This window comes from Sorangium sp. So ce327 (genome assembly GCF_051530205.1).
GTDB lineage: Bacteria > Myxococcota_A > Polyangia > Polyangiales > Polyangiaceae > Sorangium > Sorangium cellulosum_B.
Genome location: NZ_CP150330.1, coordinates 260,544 through 278,535 on the forward strand (window position 1 = coordinate 260,544; position 17,992 = coordinate 278,535).

15 protein-coding genes are annotated in these 17,992 nt (G+C 70.7%); 8 read left to right on the forward strand and 7 right to left on the reverse strand.

The features are described from left to right. Positions 1-58: 58 nt before the first annotated feature. From WME95_RS01040 to WME95_RS01050, 3 genes are all read right to left on the reverse strand, one after another. Entirely contained in the window at positions 59-1,318 is a 1,260-nt protein-coding gene (locus tag WME95_RS01040) for a PAS domain S-box protein (protein ID WP_437906533.1), read from the reverse strand. A gap of 233 nt (positions 1,319-1,551) precedes the next feature. Next, complete coding sequence (locus WME95_RS01045) at positions 1,552-2,307, reverse strand: glutathione S-transferase (protein WP_437906534.1); 756 nt, start codon at positions 2,305-2,307, stop codon at positions 1,552-1,554. Between the two features lie 101 nt (positions 2,308-2,408). After that, a complete protein-coding gene (locus WME95_RS01050; protein WP_437906535.1) occupies positions 2,409-5,696 on the reverse strand; it encodes a protein kinase domain-containing protein in 3,288 nt (1,095 codons plus the stop codon). A gap of 338 nt (positions 5,697-6,034) precedes the next feature. Here WME95_RS01050 and WME95_RS01055 point away from each other — a divergent pair, with 338 nt between their 5' ends. Next, complete coding sequence (locus WME95_RS01055; RefSeq protein ID WP_437906536.1) at positions 6,035-6,301, forward strand: hypothetical protein; 267 nt, start codon at positions 6,035-6,037, stop codon at positions 6,299-6,301. Between the two features lie 60 nt (positions 6,302-6,361). Here the strand turns inward: WME95_RS01055 and WME95_RS01060 are convergent, their stop codons facing one another. After that, on the reverse strand, positions 6,362-8,800 hold the full coding sequence (locus WME95_RS01060; protein ID WP_437906537.1) for a PAS domain-containing protein: 2,439 nt from the start codon (positions 8,798-8,800) through the stop codon (positions 6,362-6,364). Between the two features lie 1,032 nt (positions 8,801-9,832). On the opposite strand from WME95_RS01060, the gene WME95_RS01065 reads away from it, so the two are divergent. The 4 genes from WME95_RS01065 (at position 9,833) to WME95_RS01080 (ending at position 12,655) form a co-directional block, all read left to right on the forward strand. Next, positions 9,833-10,753, forward strand: a complete 921-nt coding sequence (locus WME95_RS01065) for a transposase (RefSeq protein ID WP_437906538.1) — start codon at positions 9,833-9,835, stop codon at positions 10,751-10,753. Positions 10,754-11,138: 385 nt separating this feature from the next. After that, positions 11,139-11,336, forward strand: coding sequence for a hypothetical protein (locus WME95_RS01070; protein WP_437906539.1), 198 nt, complete (start codon positions 11,139-11,141; stop codon positions 11,334-11,336). 326 nt (positions 11,337-11,662) lie between these two features. Then, positions 11,663-12,028, forward strand: a complete 366-nt coding sequence (locus tag WME95_RS01075) for an RCC1 domain-containing protein (protein ID WP_437906540.1) — start codon at positions 11,663-11,665, stop codon at positions 12,026-12,028. Between the two features lie 465 nt (positions 12,029-12,493). After that, complete coding sequence (locus tag WME95_RS01080) at positions 12,494-12,655, forward strand: hypothetical protein (RefSeq protein WP_437906541.1); 162 nt, start codon at positions 12,494-12,496, stop codon at positions 12,653-12,655. Between the two features lie 24 nt (positions 12,656-12,679). Here the strand turns inward: WME95_RS01080 and WME95_RS01085 are convergent, their stop codons facing one another. Further along, positions 12,680-14,020 carry a sigma-70 family RNA polymerase sigma factor gene (locus WME95_RS01085; protein ID WP_437906542.1) on the reverse strand — a complete coding sequence of 447 codons (1,341 nt, stop codon included), beginning with the start codon at positions 14,018-14,020 and terminating at the stop codon, positions 12,680-12,682. A 728-nt stretch (positions 14,021-14,748) separates the two neighbouring features. On the opposite strand from WME95_RS01085, the gene WME95_RS01090 reads away from it, so the two are divergent. Then, positions 14,749-15,108, forward strand: coding sequence for an arsenate reductase family protein (locus tag WME95_RS01090; RefSeq protein ID WP_437906543.1), 360 nt, complete (start codon positions 14,749-14,751; stop codon positions 15,106-15,108). A gap of 145 nt (positions 15,109-15,253) precedes the next feature. Here WME95_RS01090 and WME95_RS01095 read toward each other — a convergent pair whose 3' ends face one another. Next, the gene (locus tag WME95_RS01095; RefSeq protein ID WP_437906544.1) at positions 15,254-15,838 is read right to left on the reverse strand and encodes a hypothetical protein; all 585 of its coding nucleotides are present in this window, start codon (positions 15,836-15,838) and stop codon (positions 15,254-15,256) included. A gap of 229 nt (positions 15,839-16,067) precedes the next feature. On the opposite strand from WME95_RS01095, the gene WME95_RS01100 reads away from it, so the two are divergent. Beyond that, complete coding sequence (locus WME95_RS01100; RefSeq protein WP_437548747.1) at positions 16,068-16,493, forward strand: hypothetical protein; 426 nt, start codon at positions 16,068-16,070, stop codon at positions 16,491-16,493. Between the two features lie 175 nt (positions 16,494-16,668). Here the strand turns inward: WME95_RS01100 and WME95_RS01105 are convergent, their stop codons facing one another. After that, the gene (locus tag WME95_RS01105) at positions 16,669-17,538 is read right to left on the reverse strand and encodes a DUF4142 domain-containing protein (protein WP_437906545.1); all 870 of its coding nucleotides are present in this window, start codon (positions 17,536-17,538) and stop codon (positions 16,669-16,671) included. Between WME95_RS01105 and WME95_RS01110 the strand changes: the two genes are divergently transcribed. Beyond that, positions 17,428-17,958, forward strand: a complete 531-nt coding sequence (locus WME95_RS01110; RefSeq protein ID WP_437911135.1) for a hypothetical protein — start codon at positions 17,428-17,430, stop codon at positions 17,956-17,958. The genes WME95_RS01105 and WME95_RS01110 overlap by 111 nt on opposite strands. The last annotated feature ends 34 nt before the right edge of the window (positions 17,959-17,992 follow it).

The following is a 17,992-nucleotide window of genomic DNA, read 5'->3' on the forward strand; positions in this document are numbered from 1 at the left end:
AGCGACGCAGAGGCGCTCCCCGCCTCCTCACGTCAGCTCGAGCGCGCGTCCGGGCGGCTCACCGCGCGCCCTCGGCGCCGCAGCGGGAGAGCGCGTAGCGCAAGGCGCTCTGGAGCACGCCGAAGGTCTTGAACCCTCCATCCGCCGCGCCGAGCTCCGTCATCGTCCGCGCGATCTCGGGCGAGATCCCGGAGACGAGGCAGCTGCTGCCGAGGAGGTTCGCCGCGCGCACCACGGCGAGGAGGTGCGCCACGGTCGCGGCGTCCACGGCGTTCACGCCGGTCAGGTCGAGGATGGCGAAGCGCGCGCTCGTCCGCACGATCTCGGTGAGGAGCCGCTCCATGATGTCATTCGCCCGCCCGGTCTCCACGGTCCCGATGATCGGCAGCACGAGGACCCCCTCCCACGCCTGGATGATGGGCGTGGACATGGCGCGCATCGTCTCCTGCTGCCGCCGCATCAGCGCCTCGGCGCGCTCGCGCTCGGCGTTCTCCGCCGCGAGCAGGCGGTTCTTCTCCTCGAGCTCCTCCGCGTGGATCTCCCGGCGCTGGAGCGCCTCCCTGAGCTCGGCCTCCAGCTGCTTGAAGGGCGTGATGTCCCTGATCGTGATCGCGACACCGTCGCTCAGCGGGATGACCTGATGCTGGAACCACCGATCCTTGTGCGCTGGACTCTCGCTCTGCTCCTCCTCGAGGAGCCGCTCGCCGGTCCGAACGACGCGCGCGTACTTGTCCAGCTGCTGGCGCGCGGCGGGCGAGAGCTCGCTGAGCCGCTTGCCGACGATCTCCTCGCGGAGCATCGACATCCCCGCGAGGGCCCTCTGGTTGGCGTCGGTGATCACGAAATCAACGAGTGTCCCGGCCTCGTCGAACACGCTCCGGAGCACGAAGAAGGCGTCCAGGCTCCCTTCGACCGCCGCCCGGAACCGGGACTCGGCCTCGAGCAGCGACTCCTCCGCGCGCTTGCGATCCGTGATATCGCGAGCGACGAAATAGACGAGCTCCTCCTCCGGGTGAACCGACGAGTTCCACTCGATCCATCGGTAAGAGCCGTCGCGACACCGGTAGCGGTTCGTGAACGTCACGCTGCCGCTGCCGCCGAACACCTGCGCCGACTCGGCCAGCGTGCGCTCTCGATCGTCGGGGTGCACGAAGTCGATGAACGGCGTCGACAGGAGCTCTTCGCGCGAGAACCCGAGCGTGCGCTCCCACGCCTGGCCAACCCGCTTGAAATGCCCGTCAAAACCGGCGGTGCCGATCAGATCCACGGACATCTCGAAGAAGCGGCCCAGCTCGTCCGTTTGCCACGCTTGTTTCATGGTAAATTCCACCGCTACCAGATCCGGGGTCCATGATCGAGCCTCTGGCGCGAGGCGAGGCCCAGCGCTGCGGACGCGCCTGCAAACGGTCGGGGGCGGCGCGCTGGACGACCGCGCTCCCGGTCAGTCGCCCTCAACGCCTGAAGGAGAGAGCCCCCGATGAAGCGCAGTGCCATGCTGGTTTGGCCGGGCTTCACCGCGCTTGAGACATCGCGCTCGCCCGACCGGGCAGGTCAGCTCGTCCGGTAGGCGCGGTAGAGCTCGTCGCGCCACGCCACCAGGTCGTCGTAGCGATCGCGCAGGTCGGGGTCGGAGAAGCACCGGCGGCTGGCGGCGCCGAGCTTCAGCTGGGCGGGCGGCGCCACGTTCACGAGGACCTGGCTTATCGCGATATCCGCGAACGTGAAGCGGCCGAGGAGCGTCCGCGGTGCGTCTCCGGACGGCGCCGCCCGCGCGAGGGTCTCGCGGATCTCCTCCAGCACGGCGACCTGCGTCTGCCCGTGCGCCTCGCCGTCGGTCTTGTGGCCGTCGTACTTGCGGAGGGTGCGGGCGACCCCCAGCGCTCCCAGCCGCGAGGCGAGGGGGCCGAGCGCGCGGCGGATCGGCCTCGGCGCCATCTCGGCGAGCGCCTCGTCGTCGGCCAGCATGCGCGTCAGCGCGCGGGCGCGCCCGGCGGAGAGGCCGCGCTCGGATAGGTCGATGAGCCGCGCGATGTCGGCCTCGTGCTCGACAGGGAACAGGGTCGGTCCCGCGCCGCGCCCGTCAGCCCAGCGCGCGATGTCGGCCGAGTCCCCGAGCACGCGCCCGTCGTCGGTGGTGAGCACCGGCACCGAGACACGGCCCGTGAGCCGGCGGAGCTTCAGCCGGAGCGCCGGCTCGCCGACGAGCGGCTGGTAGTGCCGGAAGGTGTAGGGGACGCGCCGGACGTCGAGCGCCCAGCGGGCCTTCTCCGTCCATGGCGAGAAAATGAGGCCAAGTAGCTCGGTCATGGCGCCGGCAGGCTACCACACACGGCCGCGCGCCTCCGGCCGATCGCTCGCGGGCAGCGGGCGCGGCCCGTCGGTGGGCCCTTGGCTCACTGCGAGCGATCTCACGGGCAGGCGTCGGTCTCGTCGGTCCCGTCGGTCTCCACCCAGATCGACTCGAGGTCGTCGAACCCCTTGAGCCGGAACGCGCCCGCTCGGCGGAAGTCCGCGCGCGACGGGTCGGGGAGCGCGGCGGCCGCGGAGCGCGAGAGCGTCACGCGGCCGGGGCGCGGCAGGCCGATCCCGGAGCTCGGCTCGTCCGCGCGATCCTCCTCGGTGACCGCCTCGATCCGGAAGAGCCGGTGGACCTCCCTGCCGATGACGTCGTGATCGCTCATGCGCACCCAGCCCCAGTGGACGACGAGGCGCAGCTGGGCAGGGTCGTCGACGGTGCCACGGAGCATGCGGGCCGCGTCGACGGCGCGGGCCACCGTGGGATAGACCGCGAGGTACCCATCGCCGGTCCCCTTCAGCAGGCGCGGGTTCGTCGCCCCTCGGAGGGAGCCGCGGAGCCGGTGAAGGTGGTCGACGAAGCCGGTGTCGCCGATGCTGCGGATCATGTGGGTCGACCGGACGATGTCGATGAGCAGCATCGCCACCTCCGCCCGGTCGGTCGGCTCCGTCTCCTCCCGCCGCTCGTCGGGGAAGAGCTCGAGGAGCGTGAGGTGGAGATCGTCCCAGTGGATTCGCTCGAGGTGCGCGCTGAGGCGGGCGAAGGTGGGGGAGGCGGCGATCGCCCGCCGCGCGGCGTCAGGGCCCTCGCCGTCGGCGACCTCTGTCGAGAGGCGGTCGAGGAGGGAGAACACCGCCCCGGCGATCTCCTCGTCGGCGTCCGGGCGCCGGAAGAGCTCGCGCTGGACGTCGACCACGAGATCCCAGTGGCGGGGCCAGGGCTCCCCGTGGCCGATGATCACGTGGCGGATCGCGTGGAATCGGCCGCCGCCGGGGAGCGGCTCGATCAGCGCGCGGAGGGAAGGGTGGAGCAGGTAATACCGCGAGCGCGGCAGCTCGTGGCGCGAGCCGGCGACGGCGTCGTGCGGCTGGCGAAAGCGCTGGACCTGGCGCTCGGCCCCCGGATCGGCGCCGAGCACCCCGAGGAGGCCGCACTCGAAGAGCTCGCGGAAAGGGTGGTAGACGTCGTCGGCGTTCCGGCCGTGGGCGTCGTAGAACGCGCGGTCGACCTCATGAAACCTGCACCAGACCTCGACCACCTCGTCGTGGGTGAGGACGTCGCAGGGGAGGAGGCCGAGGAAGCGAGCCCGCTTGTCGCGGTGACAGAGCACCTCGAGGAAGACCCGCATCTCGTCGAAGATGTTGGCCACGAGGAGGCCGGCGCTCGTGCGCTGCACGATCTGCGTGAAGGTCCGCTCGTCGAGCGCCTGTCGGTTGCGCGAGATCTCGGAGGCGAGGATCACGAGGTCGCGCGGCCGCCCGAGGGTGTGGCGGTGGAGGAAGTCGAAGGTCGACTCGCCGCGGGCCGAGCGCCCCGCGCTCACCACGTCGAGGTGGATGAACTCGCGGAGCGGCAGCCGCTCGTAATAATACGTGAGCATCTCGAGCAGCTCGAAGAGCTCGTGCTTGGCGTAGCGGAGCGTCGACGTCGCGCCGTAGAGGTTGGTCTTGATGTCGGACTCGTAGGCGGAGAACGCCTCCTCGCGGATGGCGGCGAAGATCTTGACGTGCCGGTTGGCGTTCATCAGATCCCACGCGGCCTCGATCATGCCCGCTTGCATGTGGATCCACGCGGCCCGCGGGAGCCGCCGGAGCGCCTGATCGAGCTTGTCGATGAAGATGAAGACGCCGCTGTGGAGCGAGCGGAGCCGCCGCTCGAGCGGGCGCTCCATCGCGTCGACGACCTGGTTGATCTGGCGAACGGTCAGCGAGAGCAGCTCCTTCAGCACGATCGTCGGCTCGACAGGCCGGCCCTCCAGGAGCCCGCGCAGGCTCCGGGGGAGCGGCGCCAGATCCGCGGTATCGCCGGCGCCGGCGGCGCCGGTGGCCGCCGACTGGTAGGAGACGATCGACATGCGGAAGCTGAAGCTCCAGAGCCGCTTGCACTCGTGGAGGCCCGACATGAGGTCGCGCCGGGTCTGATCGACGCTGGGCAGATCGCCCATCAGATCGAGGTACGGCCGCCCCTCCGGGATGAACTGCACGGCGGCGTGGCGGCGCTCGCGGCCGGTCGCCGCCAGGTAGATCTCGCTGAGGACCGAGCGCTTGTACGTGAGGAGGAGGGTCTTGCCGAGCCCCTTGCTCCCCGAGACAAAGTGCTTGTTGGCGCTGTCGAGGAACTCGCGGACCACGGCGTTCTTGAAGGTCAGGTCCTTGAGGGCGCCGATATCGATCTGGTTGGCGTCCGAGGCCCAGCTCTGGTTCGTGGGGAGATCGGGCGGCGCGGGCCGGGGCTGGGGCGGCTCCGGCGGGCGCTCGGCGAGCGCCCGGAGGGCCTCGATGAGCTCGCGGGCCGAGGTGAACCGGCGGTCGAGGTCGCGGTGGGTCGCCCGGGCGAACCAGGCGTCAAAGCCGCTCGGGACGTCCGCCAGGCGCGACGGCGGGGCCGGGACGTCGAAGCAGATCTTGTGGACGAGCTCGAAGAGCGACTCGCCGCGGAAGGGCCGTTGCCCGGTCATGCACTCGTAGGCGATGACGCCGATCGACCACAGGTCCGCGCGGAGGTCGACCCCACGGGCGTCGGCGATCTGCTCCGGGCTCATGTAGCTCACCGTGCCCAGGGTGGCGCCGGCGTCCGTCTGCGGCGCTCCCTGGGGGTCGAGCCCGAGGTCACCGAGCTTGACGATCCCGAAGTCGAGGACCTTGCAGAGCGGTCCATCGTCGTCCTCGACGAGGAAGACGTTGGCCGGCTTGATGTCGCGATGGATGATGTCCATGCGGTGGGCCTTGGCGATCGCGCTGCAGACATCGCCCAGGATCGCCTTCGTCTCTTCATAGGAGAGCGGCCCGCGGGCGATCCGCTGGGCCAGGTCCTCGCCGCGAAGGAGCTCCATGGCGATGTAGGGCACCTGCGTGGCTGCATCGACGTTGAAGTCGAGGAGCTGCACGACGTTCTTGCTCCGCAGCTTCGCCGCTGTCTGCGCCTCGCGGAAGAAGCGGGCGCGCGCCCGCTCCGTGCCGACGATCGCCGGATCCATCAGCTTGAGCGCGACCGGCTCGCCGAGGCGAAGATCGGTTGCCCGGTAGACCCGGCCCATGCCTCCCTTCTTCAGGAGCTCGTCGATCCGGAAGTGCTGGCCGACGACATCCCCGGGGCCAACGCTCCTGGCCCCTGTCGAGTCGCTCCCGCGAGCGGATGGCTTGGTGGCCTGGTGCGGACGGCGGGCACTCTCATCCGACATGTCGCCCAGCGTACCAGCCTTGGCGCCTCAGGAGAACCTGCGCGCCCGCGCCGCCCGTTTTTCCGTCGTTTACGGCGTCCGGGGCCCGGAGATCGGCATACCCCGTGCAGTCCCAGCGCCTCATGCGCTCCGGTGAGGCCTGGCTCCGGTCTTGTGATCTCCGGCGCGCGGGTCGCGATGAGCAGTTCGAGCGCACACCGCGCCGTGGGCCCGCGTCGGCGCCAGCGCGTCGAGCGGTCGTCGCGGGAGCAGGGTAGCCGCGAAGGGGGAGGTGCGTCCGTGCGAATCCATCATCTCAACTGCATCTCGACCTGTCCGGTCGGCGGCGCGCTGATGAGATGGATCCGGTTCGGCCGGCGTGCACGCCGGGTCTGCGTCTCTATCAGTTCATGATGGAGAAGGACCGCGGCGCGCGGCTCGAGAACCAGCGGCGGCTGCGCGCGCTGCGCGAGGAGCGCGGCCACGAGGTGAGGCTCGTGTGCTCTCACGACGTCGTGGAGTTCGAGCGCATCACCGGACGAAGCCATGCTGTGCCGGCCGGAGCGGGGAGGGGCGTGTCGGAGCCGCCGCTGTGGACGCCCGCTCCGGTCGCGGGCGCGCGCTGACCGCGCACAGCAGGCCATCTCCTCTCGGTAGGCCGCCTCCGAGGGCCGGGCGGCTCGTGGCTACGTTGCATCCCGGCGCGGCGCCGCGCCCACCGGAAGCGTGAAATGGAACGTCGTGTGGCCCCCCTCGGGGCTCTCGACCCAGATCCTGCCGTCGTGGGCCTCGACCAGCCCCTTCGCGATGTACAGGCCGAGGCCGAGGCCGACCACGCGCTCCTCCTTCGCCTTCCCCCGGAAGAAGCGTTCGAACAGGAGCGGGAGGTCCTGGGCCGGGATCCCGCGGCCGCTGTTGCGGATGGAGATCTGCACCGCGTCGTCGCGCCGCTCCAGCGCCACCTGTATCGGCGTCTCTGGATCACCGTATTTGACGGCGTTGGAGATGAGATTGCTGAGCACCTGCTCGACGCGCCCGGCGTCCGCGTGCACGATCGGGATCTCCCCGCGGCTCTCGACGTCGACAGCGCGCCCCTCGGTCTCGCTCTCCATCCGCTCGACGACCGCCTCCACGAGCGCGCGCGGGTCGATGGGGGCGCGCTCGATCGCGAGGCGACGCGACTCGATCTGGGAGATGTCCGTGAGATCGGAGACCATCCGCCCGAGCCGCTTGGCGCTCGCCAGGATGTGCCCCGCCCTCGTCTTCACCTCGGTCGTGACCTGGGGCTTCCGTTCGAGCTGGGTCGCGTAGCCGATGATCGTCGTCACGGGCTGCTTCAGGTCGTGCGCGACGACCGACGTCCACTCTTCCTTGAGCCGCTCGAGCTCCTTGAGCCGGGTGATGTCGTCGAAGACGACGACCGCGCCGAGCAGCTTGCCGTTCCCGTCGACGATGGGGCCGGCGCTCGCGAGCACCGCCAGCATGCTGCCGTCGGCGCGCCGGAGCGACAGCTCCCTCGAGCTCGTGACCTCGCCTCGCAGCGCGCCCGCCGACGGCTGCTCCTCGTCCGTGAGGGGCTCCCCGTCGGGGAGGCACAGGCACCATGCGCCCGGGAGCCCGGGCGGCGAGTCTGTCCCGGCGAGCTCCTGGGCGCGGCGATTCCGGGCGATCTGCGCGCCGGAATGGTCGAGGAGGAGGATGCCGACAGGCGAGCGCTCGATGACCGCGTGGAGCCAGCGCCGCTCGGCAGCGAGCTGTCCGAGGAGCTGGTCGCGCTCCTCGTCGGCGAGCTTCTCCGTGGTGACGTCGCGCGAGATGCCGATCCCGGCGATCGGGTTTCCGTGCTCGTCGTGCTGGATCGTGATGTGGGTCGAGACCCAGCGGGTCCGGCCGCTCCTGTCGATGATCCGGAAGGTGAGCCGGCCGCCGGCCGCGGCCATGTGCTCGACGAACGCATGATAGCGCCCGACGTCCTCGGGATGGATCAGGGTGACGAACAGCTCAGGGTTCTCGTACCAGGCCGCGGGCGGATAGCCGGTGTGCTCGAGGACGGCGGGGTTGATGTACTCGTAGCCCCCCTCCGGGCCGAGCCGTATATGGAAGATGACGTCGCTCGCGTGCTCCGCGATCAGCCGCAGGCGCTCCTCGCTGAGCCGCAAGGCGCGATCGGCGCGCCGCTGCTCGGTGACGTCGAGGGCCGTGCCGATCATCCGCAGCGGAGAGCCGTCCTCGGCGCGGATCACGTCCGCCTCGGTGTGGAGGGAGCGCTCTTCGCCGTTCGGGCGGACGATCCGGTAATCGACGCAATAGGGCAGGGTGCCCTGGAGCGCGAGGTCGACGGAGCGTATCACACCCTCGCGGTCCTCCGGGTGGATGCAGGCGAGGAACCGCTCGTACGTGAGCGCGCCGGCGTCGCGGGACAGGCCCAGCATCCGATAACACTCGTCGGACCAGAGCAGCTCGTCGCTCGGAATGCGCCAGTCCCAGTTGCCCAGCTTCGCCAACCTCTGCGCGCGGGCGAGGCTGTCCTCGCTCAGCCGGAGCGCGGCCTCCGTCTGCCTGGCTTCCGCGAGCGTCGCGTGGAGCTGCTCGCGCGCGCGCTCGAGCTCGTGGTTCTCCCGCTCGAGCTCGTCGATCCGCGCGCGCTGGGCGTGGAGCTCGGGGGCGGCGAGCGCCATCCCGAAGAGGCTCGACAGGGCGCCCGCGATCTCGACCAGCTCGGCCTGCGGGAGGGTGGGCTGCGCCGTGGCGCAGAGCAGCACCGCGCGCAGGGTGCCGGCGAAGGCGATGGGGATCGCGAACGCGCGGGTGCAGCCGCAGCATCGGCGCAGATGGCCGGCGTCCAGGAGCGCGTCGGCGCTCTCGTCCTCGGGCGCGACCTGCGCGACGTTCAAGCGGGCGGCGGCGCCGGCGAGGCTCGGGGCGTCGAGCGGCAGGCGCCGGAGGGCGTCCAGCGAGCCCGCGCTGCCGCCCGCGGAGGCGACGAGCCCGAGCGTGTGCGGCGCCTGCGCGACATCGTAGAGGCAGGCGATGTCGACGTGGAGGAGGCGCGCCGCCGCCGCCACGAGCGCTTGCTGCGGACTGTCATCGCCGGCGCGCGAGGGGGCCATCGACGCGTCGGCCACGGCGCGGGCGAGCGTGTCGTCCGACGCCGGCGGATCCCCGCGGTGTCGCTCCCTGGACGGTCCACCCCGTTCGGCTCCGCGCCTTCTGTCGTCGCTGTTCAATCCGCCCCTCGCGCCTTCTACCCGGATCCTGGTGGGCGCGAGGCGAGACTATCACGAGCCTTCGCTCCGCAACCTGGTTCACGAGCCTTCGCTCCGCAACCTGGTTCAGGCGGCCGTCCAGGGCCCGGGCCGGTGCAGACCGGCGGCGGCTCTGCCGCGCCCGCGCTGGCTGAGGAGGACGCCGGGGAGGAGATGCGCAGCGGCCAGCGCGCCGGGAGGCGGCTATCGGGCAGCGTCGCTTTCTCGTGGCGAAGGCCAAGCACCCTCGCACCTCTCGAAGTGCGTGGGCGATTTGCATACTGACGGTAACCTCTCATCGTCGCTGTAGGGGTCGAACGCCGTCGCGCGCACCCAGGCCTGCGGAGGTGGCATACCTCGGTTGCGCCGCACAGGCGCGCGGGCTCTGGCTCTGTGATGGCCAATCACACCGGGACAGGGGCATTCCGGTGAACCATCGAACCGAGAGCCGCGCTTCCACGCGGGGGTGCGGAGGCGCAACCCATGATTCACGCGATGCAGGAAGACCCCGGCGTTTGCGCGGCGAGGTTTCAGGTGGCTTTCATCCTCCCCCACTCAGAAGGGTCTTCGCGACCCGTCGATGCCATACGGCCGGGCGACATAGATGCGCAAGAGAAAACTTGAATTACAGTGTGAGCGTTGGGCGGACCCGACCCAGGTTGGCGGCCCGGCTCCTGTGGACCGACCAGGTGCAGCGGATCCGATACCGGTTGGCGGCGGTGGCAGTGGTCTCGACCAGGTTGCAGCCGGACTAACCGCAACCCAGGTTGGGCTAGGAGAGGAGGGCTAGGAGTAGCAACGGCTCCCGCTCGGGTGGCGGACCGCCTGGCGGCCGCCACCCACGAAGCTTGATCGAGCAGCGAAATGATTGACGAAAATCCCTGGCACGGCACTTGTCTTGTTGCGCCTGTCATGAGCCAGCCCCGCGAGATCGCTGCCGGAGCCACCTACCTCATCACCCGTCGCGTCCTGCGCCGGCACCTGCTCTTCCGCCCCGATGTGGCAATCACCCAGCTCCTGGTCTACGTCCTCGCGGTGTCGACCCGCCGTTACGGCATCGAGGTCCATGCGCTCTGCGCCATGTCAACGCATCTGCACCTGGTCGTGACCGACTCGAGGGGCGTCTTGCCGCGGTTCTTGCAATTCTTCCATCGCATCGTCGCGCTCGGCACGAAGGTGCTTCGCGGGTGGGAAGGCCCGGTGTGGGACCACGAGGCCACGAGCGTGGTGCGGCTGCTGACGCGCGCGGCGGTGGTGGAGAAAATTGCTTATGTCATGGCGAATCCTGTCGCCGCTGGCCTGGTGCAGCATGCTCGCGAGTGGCCGGGCGCCAAGGTGGACGTGGACGACCTCGGTCGCGGCGTGCTGCGCGCGGCACGGCCTTCGGTGTATCTCGACCCGGAAAACCCGCAGTGGCCCGAGGAGGTGACGGTCTCGCTCGCGCTGCCGCCGGCCATCGAGGAGGACAGCGCGGAGGGCTTTCGCCAGGACGTCTCTGCCGAGCTCGAGCGCCAGGAAGCCCGGGCCCGCGCGGAGGTGCAGCGGCAAGGACGTCACTTCTTGGGCGCCGAGAGAGTCAGTAAGGTGTCCCCTTACGAGCGCGTGACGAGCTTCGATCCGCTGCGCGACGGCAATCCAACGTTTGCGGTTGGTCGCGAGCAGGGAGACGCGTGGCGAATCGCTGGTGCCGCTGTGCGTGCGTTTCGAACGTTGTACCGTGCGGCACTCGAGCGATGGCGTGCTGGCGTACGCGACGCCGTATTCCCCGCGGGGACGTGGTGGATGTGCACGTTTCACGGGGCCAGCGTGGCTGACGTCGTGCTCACGATGTAGAGCCACAGCGGCGGCGCTGCAGGAAGGCGGGCGGGACGGGCAAGGGCATCCGTGCCTTGTCGTGGGGCCTTCCGTCTAGGACCGGCGGTGTGGACGGCCGAATCTCGTGCGGCGGTGTATCCGTGCCTTCGTACGTCTGCAGGCGGTGCCGAACCCAGAGGAAGCGGCGTCAGGGGCAGAGTGCTGTACGCGATGGTTGGCCGAGCCGAATGATTCCTCTCGAAAGGTGGACCCATGGGATAGTCATTCCGGGGTGGGGTGCCGCCGCGCCCCGGTTGCAACGCAACCTGGCCGCATCGCAAGGTAGGTCGGTCGTTTTCGTCGTTTTCGGGCGCGGCGCAACCTGGGTAGGGTGGGTTATGCAGGCACGCGGACGAGGCGAATGATGATCGGACGAAGAGGCTTCATCTCCCGAAGGTGGGCGGCCGCCTCGCTGCGCATCAGGGCGCCCCTCGCCGGTGGCTGCTCGGAGGACTACCACTTCACCACGGTGCGCGTGAAGGCGCTCGAACCCGCGGCGCAGGTCGTCGCCGGTGCCTACCATACCTGCGCGATTCTCAGGAACGGTAATCCCGCGTGCTGAGGCACAACGACGCGGACCAGCTTGGCGACGTTTCTATCGGCTCGCTGAGTACCTCCCCGAGGTAGGTCTCGCTGGGCTCGTGGAGCGGACGACCCGTCGCTCGAGTTCACGTGCGTCGTGCGCGGTGCCGACTCCGTGGTCTGCTGGGCGACAACCGCAGCCACCAGCTCGGCTCCGATCCCGAGGCCACCGTGAGGAGCGAGCCCGCGCTCGTCCGCCTCGTGCTCAACCTGGGTGGGTTCCCGGCGGGCGTTGGGCGTGCGCGGCGCGACCGACGTTGCAGCGGGGGCGTGCGCCACAGCTGCGTTGCGCTCGGCACGGGATAGGTGGCGTGCTGGGGTTGGAACCTCAACGGCCAGAGCGGCGGCGGGCCCATCGTCGACAGCGCCGACCAGGTCGTCGGCGTCACCCTCGTCGAGGGCGTTGCCGCTGCGAAGGCCGTCATCGCCGGCGGGCGCCACAGCTGCGCGCTGCTCGACGACGGCGGCGTCGTGTGCTGGGGCTCCAACCAGAGCGGCCAGCTCGGCTCCGAGGAGGCCAACCTGGTCTCCGCGTCGGTGCTGGCGGCGCTCGACGTGCGCGCGGTCGCCCTCGCTGCCGGGCGAGAGCACACCTGCGCGCTCGACGAGCAGGGCGGGGTGTTCTGCTGGGGCAGTGACAGCCAAGGTCAGATCGGGACCGGGCGACCGTGACGCGCGCCGTGTGGTTGCTCGCGGCCGTGGCAGGGATGGCCGGCACCCTCGCCCGGGCGCTGCTCTCGCCGATCCGGTGCGGTCCTTTCAGATGGATCTCGCCTTCGGCGCGCGCGCGGGCAGCGGCGTACGGGTCTTCGAGAGCAGGCTGTTTCTCGACTAGTGCGGGTCTACCGGCCCCGACAGCGCGTCGTGGGCCCCCTACTTCTCCGCGGGCTCTCGGCTCGACCGACGTTGACAATCGCCGTGGCTTCGACGGCCAGGTGCGCGTCGCGCGCTACGCGCTCGGTCCCGAACTCCGCGCCGGCTTTGTCGGCAAGAGCCGCACGATGAACCACCACGTCTATCTGGCCGTCGCGCCGGTCTACCTCTTCGCCGGGACGCTGAGCGACAGGCTCCCCGAGGCCGAGGGCGGCGCGCTCCGCGCGCGCCGCCCTCGGCCTCGGCCTGCCCGTGAAGTGGCGCATGATCTTCGGGAGCCAGGACGAGCGGCTGTGCGACGGAAAGGACGACTGCCTGCTCGTCGACGCCCTGCTCTTCCTCGTCCCCAACCACGTCGAGCTCGCGGTCGAGAACGCGGCCGGCTCGTCTCACCGGCTGGGCGGGGCGGTGGGGTACAGCTTCTGAAGCGCGCCGGCGCTCCCCGCGCCCTCACCCCTCGAGATAGGAGCCGAGCTCTCGCTGCCGCGAGCGCGTCCGGAGCTTCTCGAGCAGCTTCGCCTCGATCTGACGGATGCGCTCCCGCGTCAGCGAGAACGACTGCCCGATCTCCTCGAGCGTCTCGTCCTCGTTGCCGTCGAGGCCGAAGCGGCGCCGCAGGAGCTCGCGCTCACGCGGCTGCAGCGAGTCGAGCAGCTCGCGCGTCTGCTCGATCAGCCGGCGCCGGGCCAGCATGTCCGCGGGCGTGGGCTCGTCGTTGGCCAGCAGATCGCCGTACCGGGTATCTCCCTCCTCGCCGACGGGGGCGTCGAGGCTGAGCGGCTCGAGCGCGAGCTCGCTGATCACCCGCACCTTCTCCACGGTGAGGCCGCTGCGCTCCGCGATCTCCTCGACGGAAGGCTCGCGCCCCCGCTCCTGCACCAGATCTCGCCGGGCGCGCACCACCTGGCTCCGGATCGCGGTGAGGTGGACCGGCATCCGAACGGGCTTTCCCTGGTTGAGGATCGTCCGCTTGATCGCCTGCTTGATCCACCACGCGGCGTAGGTGCCGAAGCGGTGGCCGCGGCGGTACTCGAACTTGTCGGCGGCGCGGATCAGCCCGAGGTTCCCCTCCTGCACGAGGTCGAGCAGCGGGACGCCGAAGCGCTGGTGCTCCCGCGCGATGGCGACCGCGAGCCGCAGGTTCGCCTGGACGAGCTCGGACTTCGCCTGCGCGACGGCGCGCCGCCCCCGGGCGATCGCCGCGATCGTGGCCTCGATCGCGGCGCGCTCCGCCTTGTCCCCCTCGGCCGCTGCTGTGCGAAGGCTCCGCTCGATGCGCTCCTCGAAGGTCGGATCGAGGCGCAGCTCGGCGAGGCCTGCTGCGAGGCCCGCGAGGGCGGTCTCCACGCCGTCCTCGGTGATCTGCCGGCCGAGGAGCGAGCGGGCGAGAGTGAGCAGCTCCGCGAGCCGCTTCGCGGAGGCGTCCGCCTCGGGATCACCCGCGTCGGTCTCGCACAGCAGATCCCGGAGGCTCAGCGCCCCGACCTGGACGTCCTCCGCCGTCGAGGCGAGCTCGCGCAGCGCGACGGGCGATCGGACCCACGCCTCGAAGCAGGCGAGCGCGCCCGCCTCGATACGACGGCCGATCGCGACCTCGCCCTCGCGCGTCAGCGGCTGGCTGCCGGCGAGCGCCCTGAAGTAGAGCTCGGTCGCGCCGAGCGTGGCTTGCGCGCCGGCGGCCTTCGCGCGCCGAGCAGGCGCGCGCTCGCCCGCGCGTCCGCCCGCGGAAGCGATGGAAACGGGATGACTCGATTCGGACTCGCTCGTCGGGAGCGAGGGACGGAACCTCATTCAATGCGCTCCAGTGTTGCCGCTGCGTCGTACCCGACCGCGAAGGGTGTGAGGGGGCACGATCATCAATGCGCCTCGATATCCTAACCGCTGAGGACGTAAATAGGAAAACGAATCGACCGCCGACATGGCGCATTTCCACGGCGTTTTTCGGTGTTGTTGCCCCGCTCGGCGCGGCGCGTTCTCGTTGTCCTGGGATGGCGGCGCGCGCGTGTGCGTTGCCGGACGAGTGTACGTCGCCGGGCGAGCGGGCGCGTCCCGATCGAACGCGCTGCGGGGCGGAGAAGCGGGCGTTGGAGGGCGCGACGTGAGGGCGCTGGCGGAGGGCCTCGAGGGGGGGGCGCTCTCGAACCGACACGAGCGGCCTCGGAGGGGGTACGGCGAGGTCGCGAGTTGCCGGGACCGCCCGGCGGGGGAGCGGGGCCGGTCGAGACCGGAGCGGGCGACCTCGGAGGGGGCGGCGCGAGGTCGCCATCCGTCCGGTAGAGCGGCCGCGACGGGGCGCATCGATCCGAGACGGCAGCGGACGGCAACGTCGGTCGGAAGAATCGACCCGTGCGCGCGGCGGCGCTGCTGCTGAGCCGCGCTTCGGGGCGATGCGCTTCGGGCACGACGCGGAGCGTCCCGCGCGCCGCTGGCCCTGCGCCGTCCGGGCAGCGGTTGCTATGCTCCACGCCCGCGCTGCCCTCCGGAGCGCGCAGTAGCCATTCCACCGAGGAGCGACGCGCATGATCCAGATCTTCGGCACGGCCAAGTGCAAGGCGACGCGGGCGGCGCAGCGGTTCTTCGCCGACCGGGGCATCAAGGTGCAGCTCGTCGATCTGCGCGAGAAGGGCCTCTCCAAGGGGGAGCTCGCGAGCGTAGCGCGCGCGGTGGGCGGCGTGCGCGCGCTTTACGACGCGGAGAGCGCGCGGGTGAGGGAGCGTGGCCTCCAGCACCTCGGCCCGAGCGATGCGCGGCTCGCGGAGCTCCTCGTCGACGATCCGCTCCTGCTCCGCACGCCCATCGTGCGCGACGGGACGCGCGCCTGCGTGGGCGCGGCCGAGGCGACCTGGAAGGCCTTCGCTGACGCCGCGAAGGGCGGGTAGCGGAAGGGCGGGCGAGGGGATCGGGGGAGGCTGGGCCCGTGCGCGGGCGGAGGCGGCCTCGAAGGGAGCGCGGTCATGCCGCGACTCGCGCCGCCGCCTCGTCGCTGGTGTAAGCGCAACGTTTGTGCCAACGCCGAGGCGGAAGTCAGCGCTCGGGGCGCCTCTCCTCGACGTGGTGCCGTCGACGCTCCACGCGATGCTTCTTCGCCGGCTTCGCCGGAGTCACCGGCCTGACCGACGCCCCCGCCTTCACCGTTGCCCCCGCCCTCACCGAGGTTGCCGGCCTGACCGAGGTTGCCGGCCTGACCGAGGTTGCCGGCCTGACCGAGGCCCCCGCCCGGACCGAGGCCCCCGCCCGGACCGTCGCTGCCGGCCTGACCGTGGTTGTGCGGTGCGCGTGGTGATGGTGATGGTGATGGTGGCCGTGTCGCTCGAAGCCGACGCGGTAGCGGACCAGGGCGCGCGGCTCGTCGCGGTAGTAGACCCAGCCGTGGTGCGACGGGTAGTACCAGCGGCCGTCCACATAGTAGACGTAGGTCCCGCGGTAGTACACGCGCGGGTAGGTCTCGACGTGGACCGGCGCCGCTGCGATGTGAACGACCGGCTCCTCGTACACCGCGAACTCCTGGTACGTGACGGTCGCATGCGCCGGCGCAGCGGCCCTGGTGTGGACTTCTGCCGCGCACCCGATCGCGCCGAGGAGCGCGAGCGCAACGAGCGCGGCCAGCACAGCGAGCCTGCTGCTGCGCTGCTGAGCGCGCGCCGCAGCTCTGGGGGAGGAAATATCGAGGACTGGCACGTTCATCTCCATGGGGTTCACAGGAGCAACTGCGGTGCCACCCGGCGAAGGGGGGCGTGGCCGCGTGGCACCGCAGGGCGCCGCTCGCTGGTATAGCGCTTGCTGCCGTGCCGCGCATCGGCGCGACAGCGCCAGACTTGGATAAAGGAAGACGATCCCCATGAAACTTTCGAAGGTGCTCACCGGTCTCGCTGGCTGCGTCCTCGCCACTGCCTCGCTCGCGGGGTGCATCGTCGTCGATCATGACGATGACCACGATCACCTCATGCGCGGCTCGCTCACCGTCGCCCTGACCATCGACGGCAGCGACGACCCGTGGGCGTGCTTCGATCACGACGTGAGCGGGGTCGCGGTCAGCGTCGAGGACGAGGATGGCTTCCTCGTCCTCGACGCCGTGGGGGACTGCGATGATCTCGGCCTCACCATCGACGGCCTCTCCGAGGGGTACTATGACGTCGATGTCTGGCTCGTGGATTTCGACGGACACGCGATGAGCGACATCGTGCGCGTCGAGAGCGTCGACGTGTTCGACGGCGCCGACACGCTGGTGGAGGTCGATTTCCCGTGGACGTGGATCGACTCATGACGCGCGCGGCTCACCCGAGCGGCGGCGCGCAGGCGCCTACTCGCCCGCGATCGCGGTCACGAGATCATGGACGCCGTGATTGGATCGGGTAGGCGGGGTCGCGCTCGGCGAGCTCGGCGCTCGCGAAGGCCGCGAGCAGGCGCCGTCGCCGCCGCCCTGCGGACATGAAGCCCTGTTACTGGGACTTCTGCGATTCCCCTTGCCGCTGCGCGTAGGCCTGGGGGCCTTGCTGCTGGCCGCGTTGCTGCTGGCCGGGTTGCGGCTGGCCGAACTGGCCGCCTTGCTGCTGGCCGAGCTGGGCGCCTTGCCGCTGGCCGGGCTGCATCTGGCTGACCTGGCCGCGTTGCTGCTGGCCGCGTTGCTGCTGGCCGAGCTGGGCGCCTTGCCGCTGGCCGGGCTGCATCTGGCTGGCCTGGCCGCGTTGCTGCTGTCCGACCTGGGTACCCTGCTGCTGTCCGACCCGGATGCCCTGCTGCTGTCCGACCTGGATGCCTTGCTGCTGTCCGACCTGGATACCCTGCTGCTGGCCGGTTTGCGCCCAGCCGAACTGGCCGCGTTGCTGCTGGCCGGGCTGGGTGCCTTCCTGCTGGCCGCGTTGCTGCTGGCCGCCTCCCTGCTGCTCGTGGAGCAGCAAGCAGAACAGCTGCTCGGCCTCGGTCAGGTGCTGCTCGACGTCCGCTCGCATCGCCTTCACGCTGGTTCGTATCCTGGCGTTCTCCGCGTTCGCGACGCCCGGCACGTCGAGGAGCTCGAGGGCGCGGCGATGGAAGGAGATCTGAGCCCAGATGAAGGCCGTGTCGAACTCGGCGCCTTCCTCCTCTTCCAGCGCTCCGCTCACCTCGGTCGAGCTCTCGTCGAGCTCCCGGCAGCGCGAGCACGACTCCATCTTCACACCTGAACCCCTCGAGCCGGCGCCGAGCTGCTCGGACTGGGCGTGCTCCTCGACGATCTGCTCGGCGTAGCGCTTCACATCCGGGGACTCGGCCTTGTCCAAGGCGATCTGCGACAGATCCACTTCCTTCTGGTGGATGAACGAGATCAGCATCGTGAGCTCCGCGTCCGACGGCTGCTGCATCCCGCTACGCTGTCCGCTGCCTCCCTGCCTGTCGCCCTGACTGCCGATCTGTCCGCGGCCCCCTTGCCTGCCGCCTTGATGGCCGGCCTGCTCGCCGCACATCTGCCTGTCGCCCGCGCGCTGGCCGCCGCCCTGTCGGCCGCCTTGATGACCGGGCTGCTCGCGGCCTCCCTGCCTGCCGCCGGCCTGCGCTCCACCGCCCCTCCCGGCGCCTCGCGCGCCGTCTCGGCCCGTCTGTCCGTGGCTCCTGCCGTCGGGGCCCGTGCCGGTCCGCTCTTGCCCATCCCTTCCATCGCGATTCGCCTCGGCGTCATCGTCGCTGCCCATGCAGCCGCCGGCCCCCGCGAGGACAAAGCTCCCAGCGAACATGATCGCCATGAGGCGACCTGAACGATTGCCCATCATTGCTTGCTCCTTGGCCGAC

Excerpts from the sequence above, each read along its gene's own strand:
- WME95_RS01040 (WP_437906533.1), bottom strand. The coding sequence starts at position 1,318 with ATGAAACAAGCGTGGCAAACGGACGAGCTGGGCCGCTTCTTCGAGATG.
- WME95_RS01045 (WP_437906534.1), bottom strand. The coding sequence starts at position 2,307 with ATGACCGAGCTACTTGGCCTCATTTTCTCGCCATGGACGGAGAAGGCC.
- WME95_RS01050 (WP_437906535.1), bottom strand. The coding sequence starts at position 5,696 with ATGTCGGATGAGAGTGCCCGCCGTCCGCACCAGGCCACCAAGCCATCC.
- WME95_RS01055 (WP_437906536.1), top strand. The coding sequence starts at position 6,035 with ATGGATCCGGTTCGGCCGGCGTGCACGCCGGGTCTGCGTCTCTATCAG.
- WME95_RS01065 (WP_437906538.1), top strand. The coding sequence starts at position 9,833 with ATGAGCCAGCCCCGCGAGATCGCTGCCGGAGCCACCTACCTCATCACC.
- WME95_RS01070 (WP_437906539.1), top strand. The coding sequence starts at position 11,139 with ATGATCGGACGAAGAGGCTTCATCTCCCGAAGGTGGGCGGCCGCCTCG.
- WME95_RS01080 (WP_437906541.1), top strand. The coding sequence starts at position 12,494 with ATGATCTTCGGGAGCCAGGACGAGCGGCTGTGCGACGGAAAGGACGAC.
- WME95_RS01085 (WP_437906542.1), bottom strand. The coding sequence starts at position 14,020 with ATGAGGTTCCGTCCCTCGCTCCCGACGAGCGAGTCCGAATCGAGTCAT.
- WME95_RS01090 (WP_437906543.1), top strand. The coding sequence starts at position 14,749 with ATGATCCAGATCTTCGGCACGGCCAAGTGCAAGGCGACGCGGGCGGCG.
- WME95_RS01100 (WP_437548747.1), top strand. The coding sequence starts at position 16,068 with ATGAAACTTTCGAAGGTGCTCACCGGTCTCGCTGGCTGCGTCCTCGCC.
- WME95_RS01105 (WP_437906545.1), bottom strand. The coding sequence starts at position 17,538 with ATGCTGATCTCGTTCATCCACCAGAAGGAAGTGGATCTGTCGCAGATC.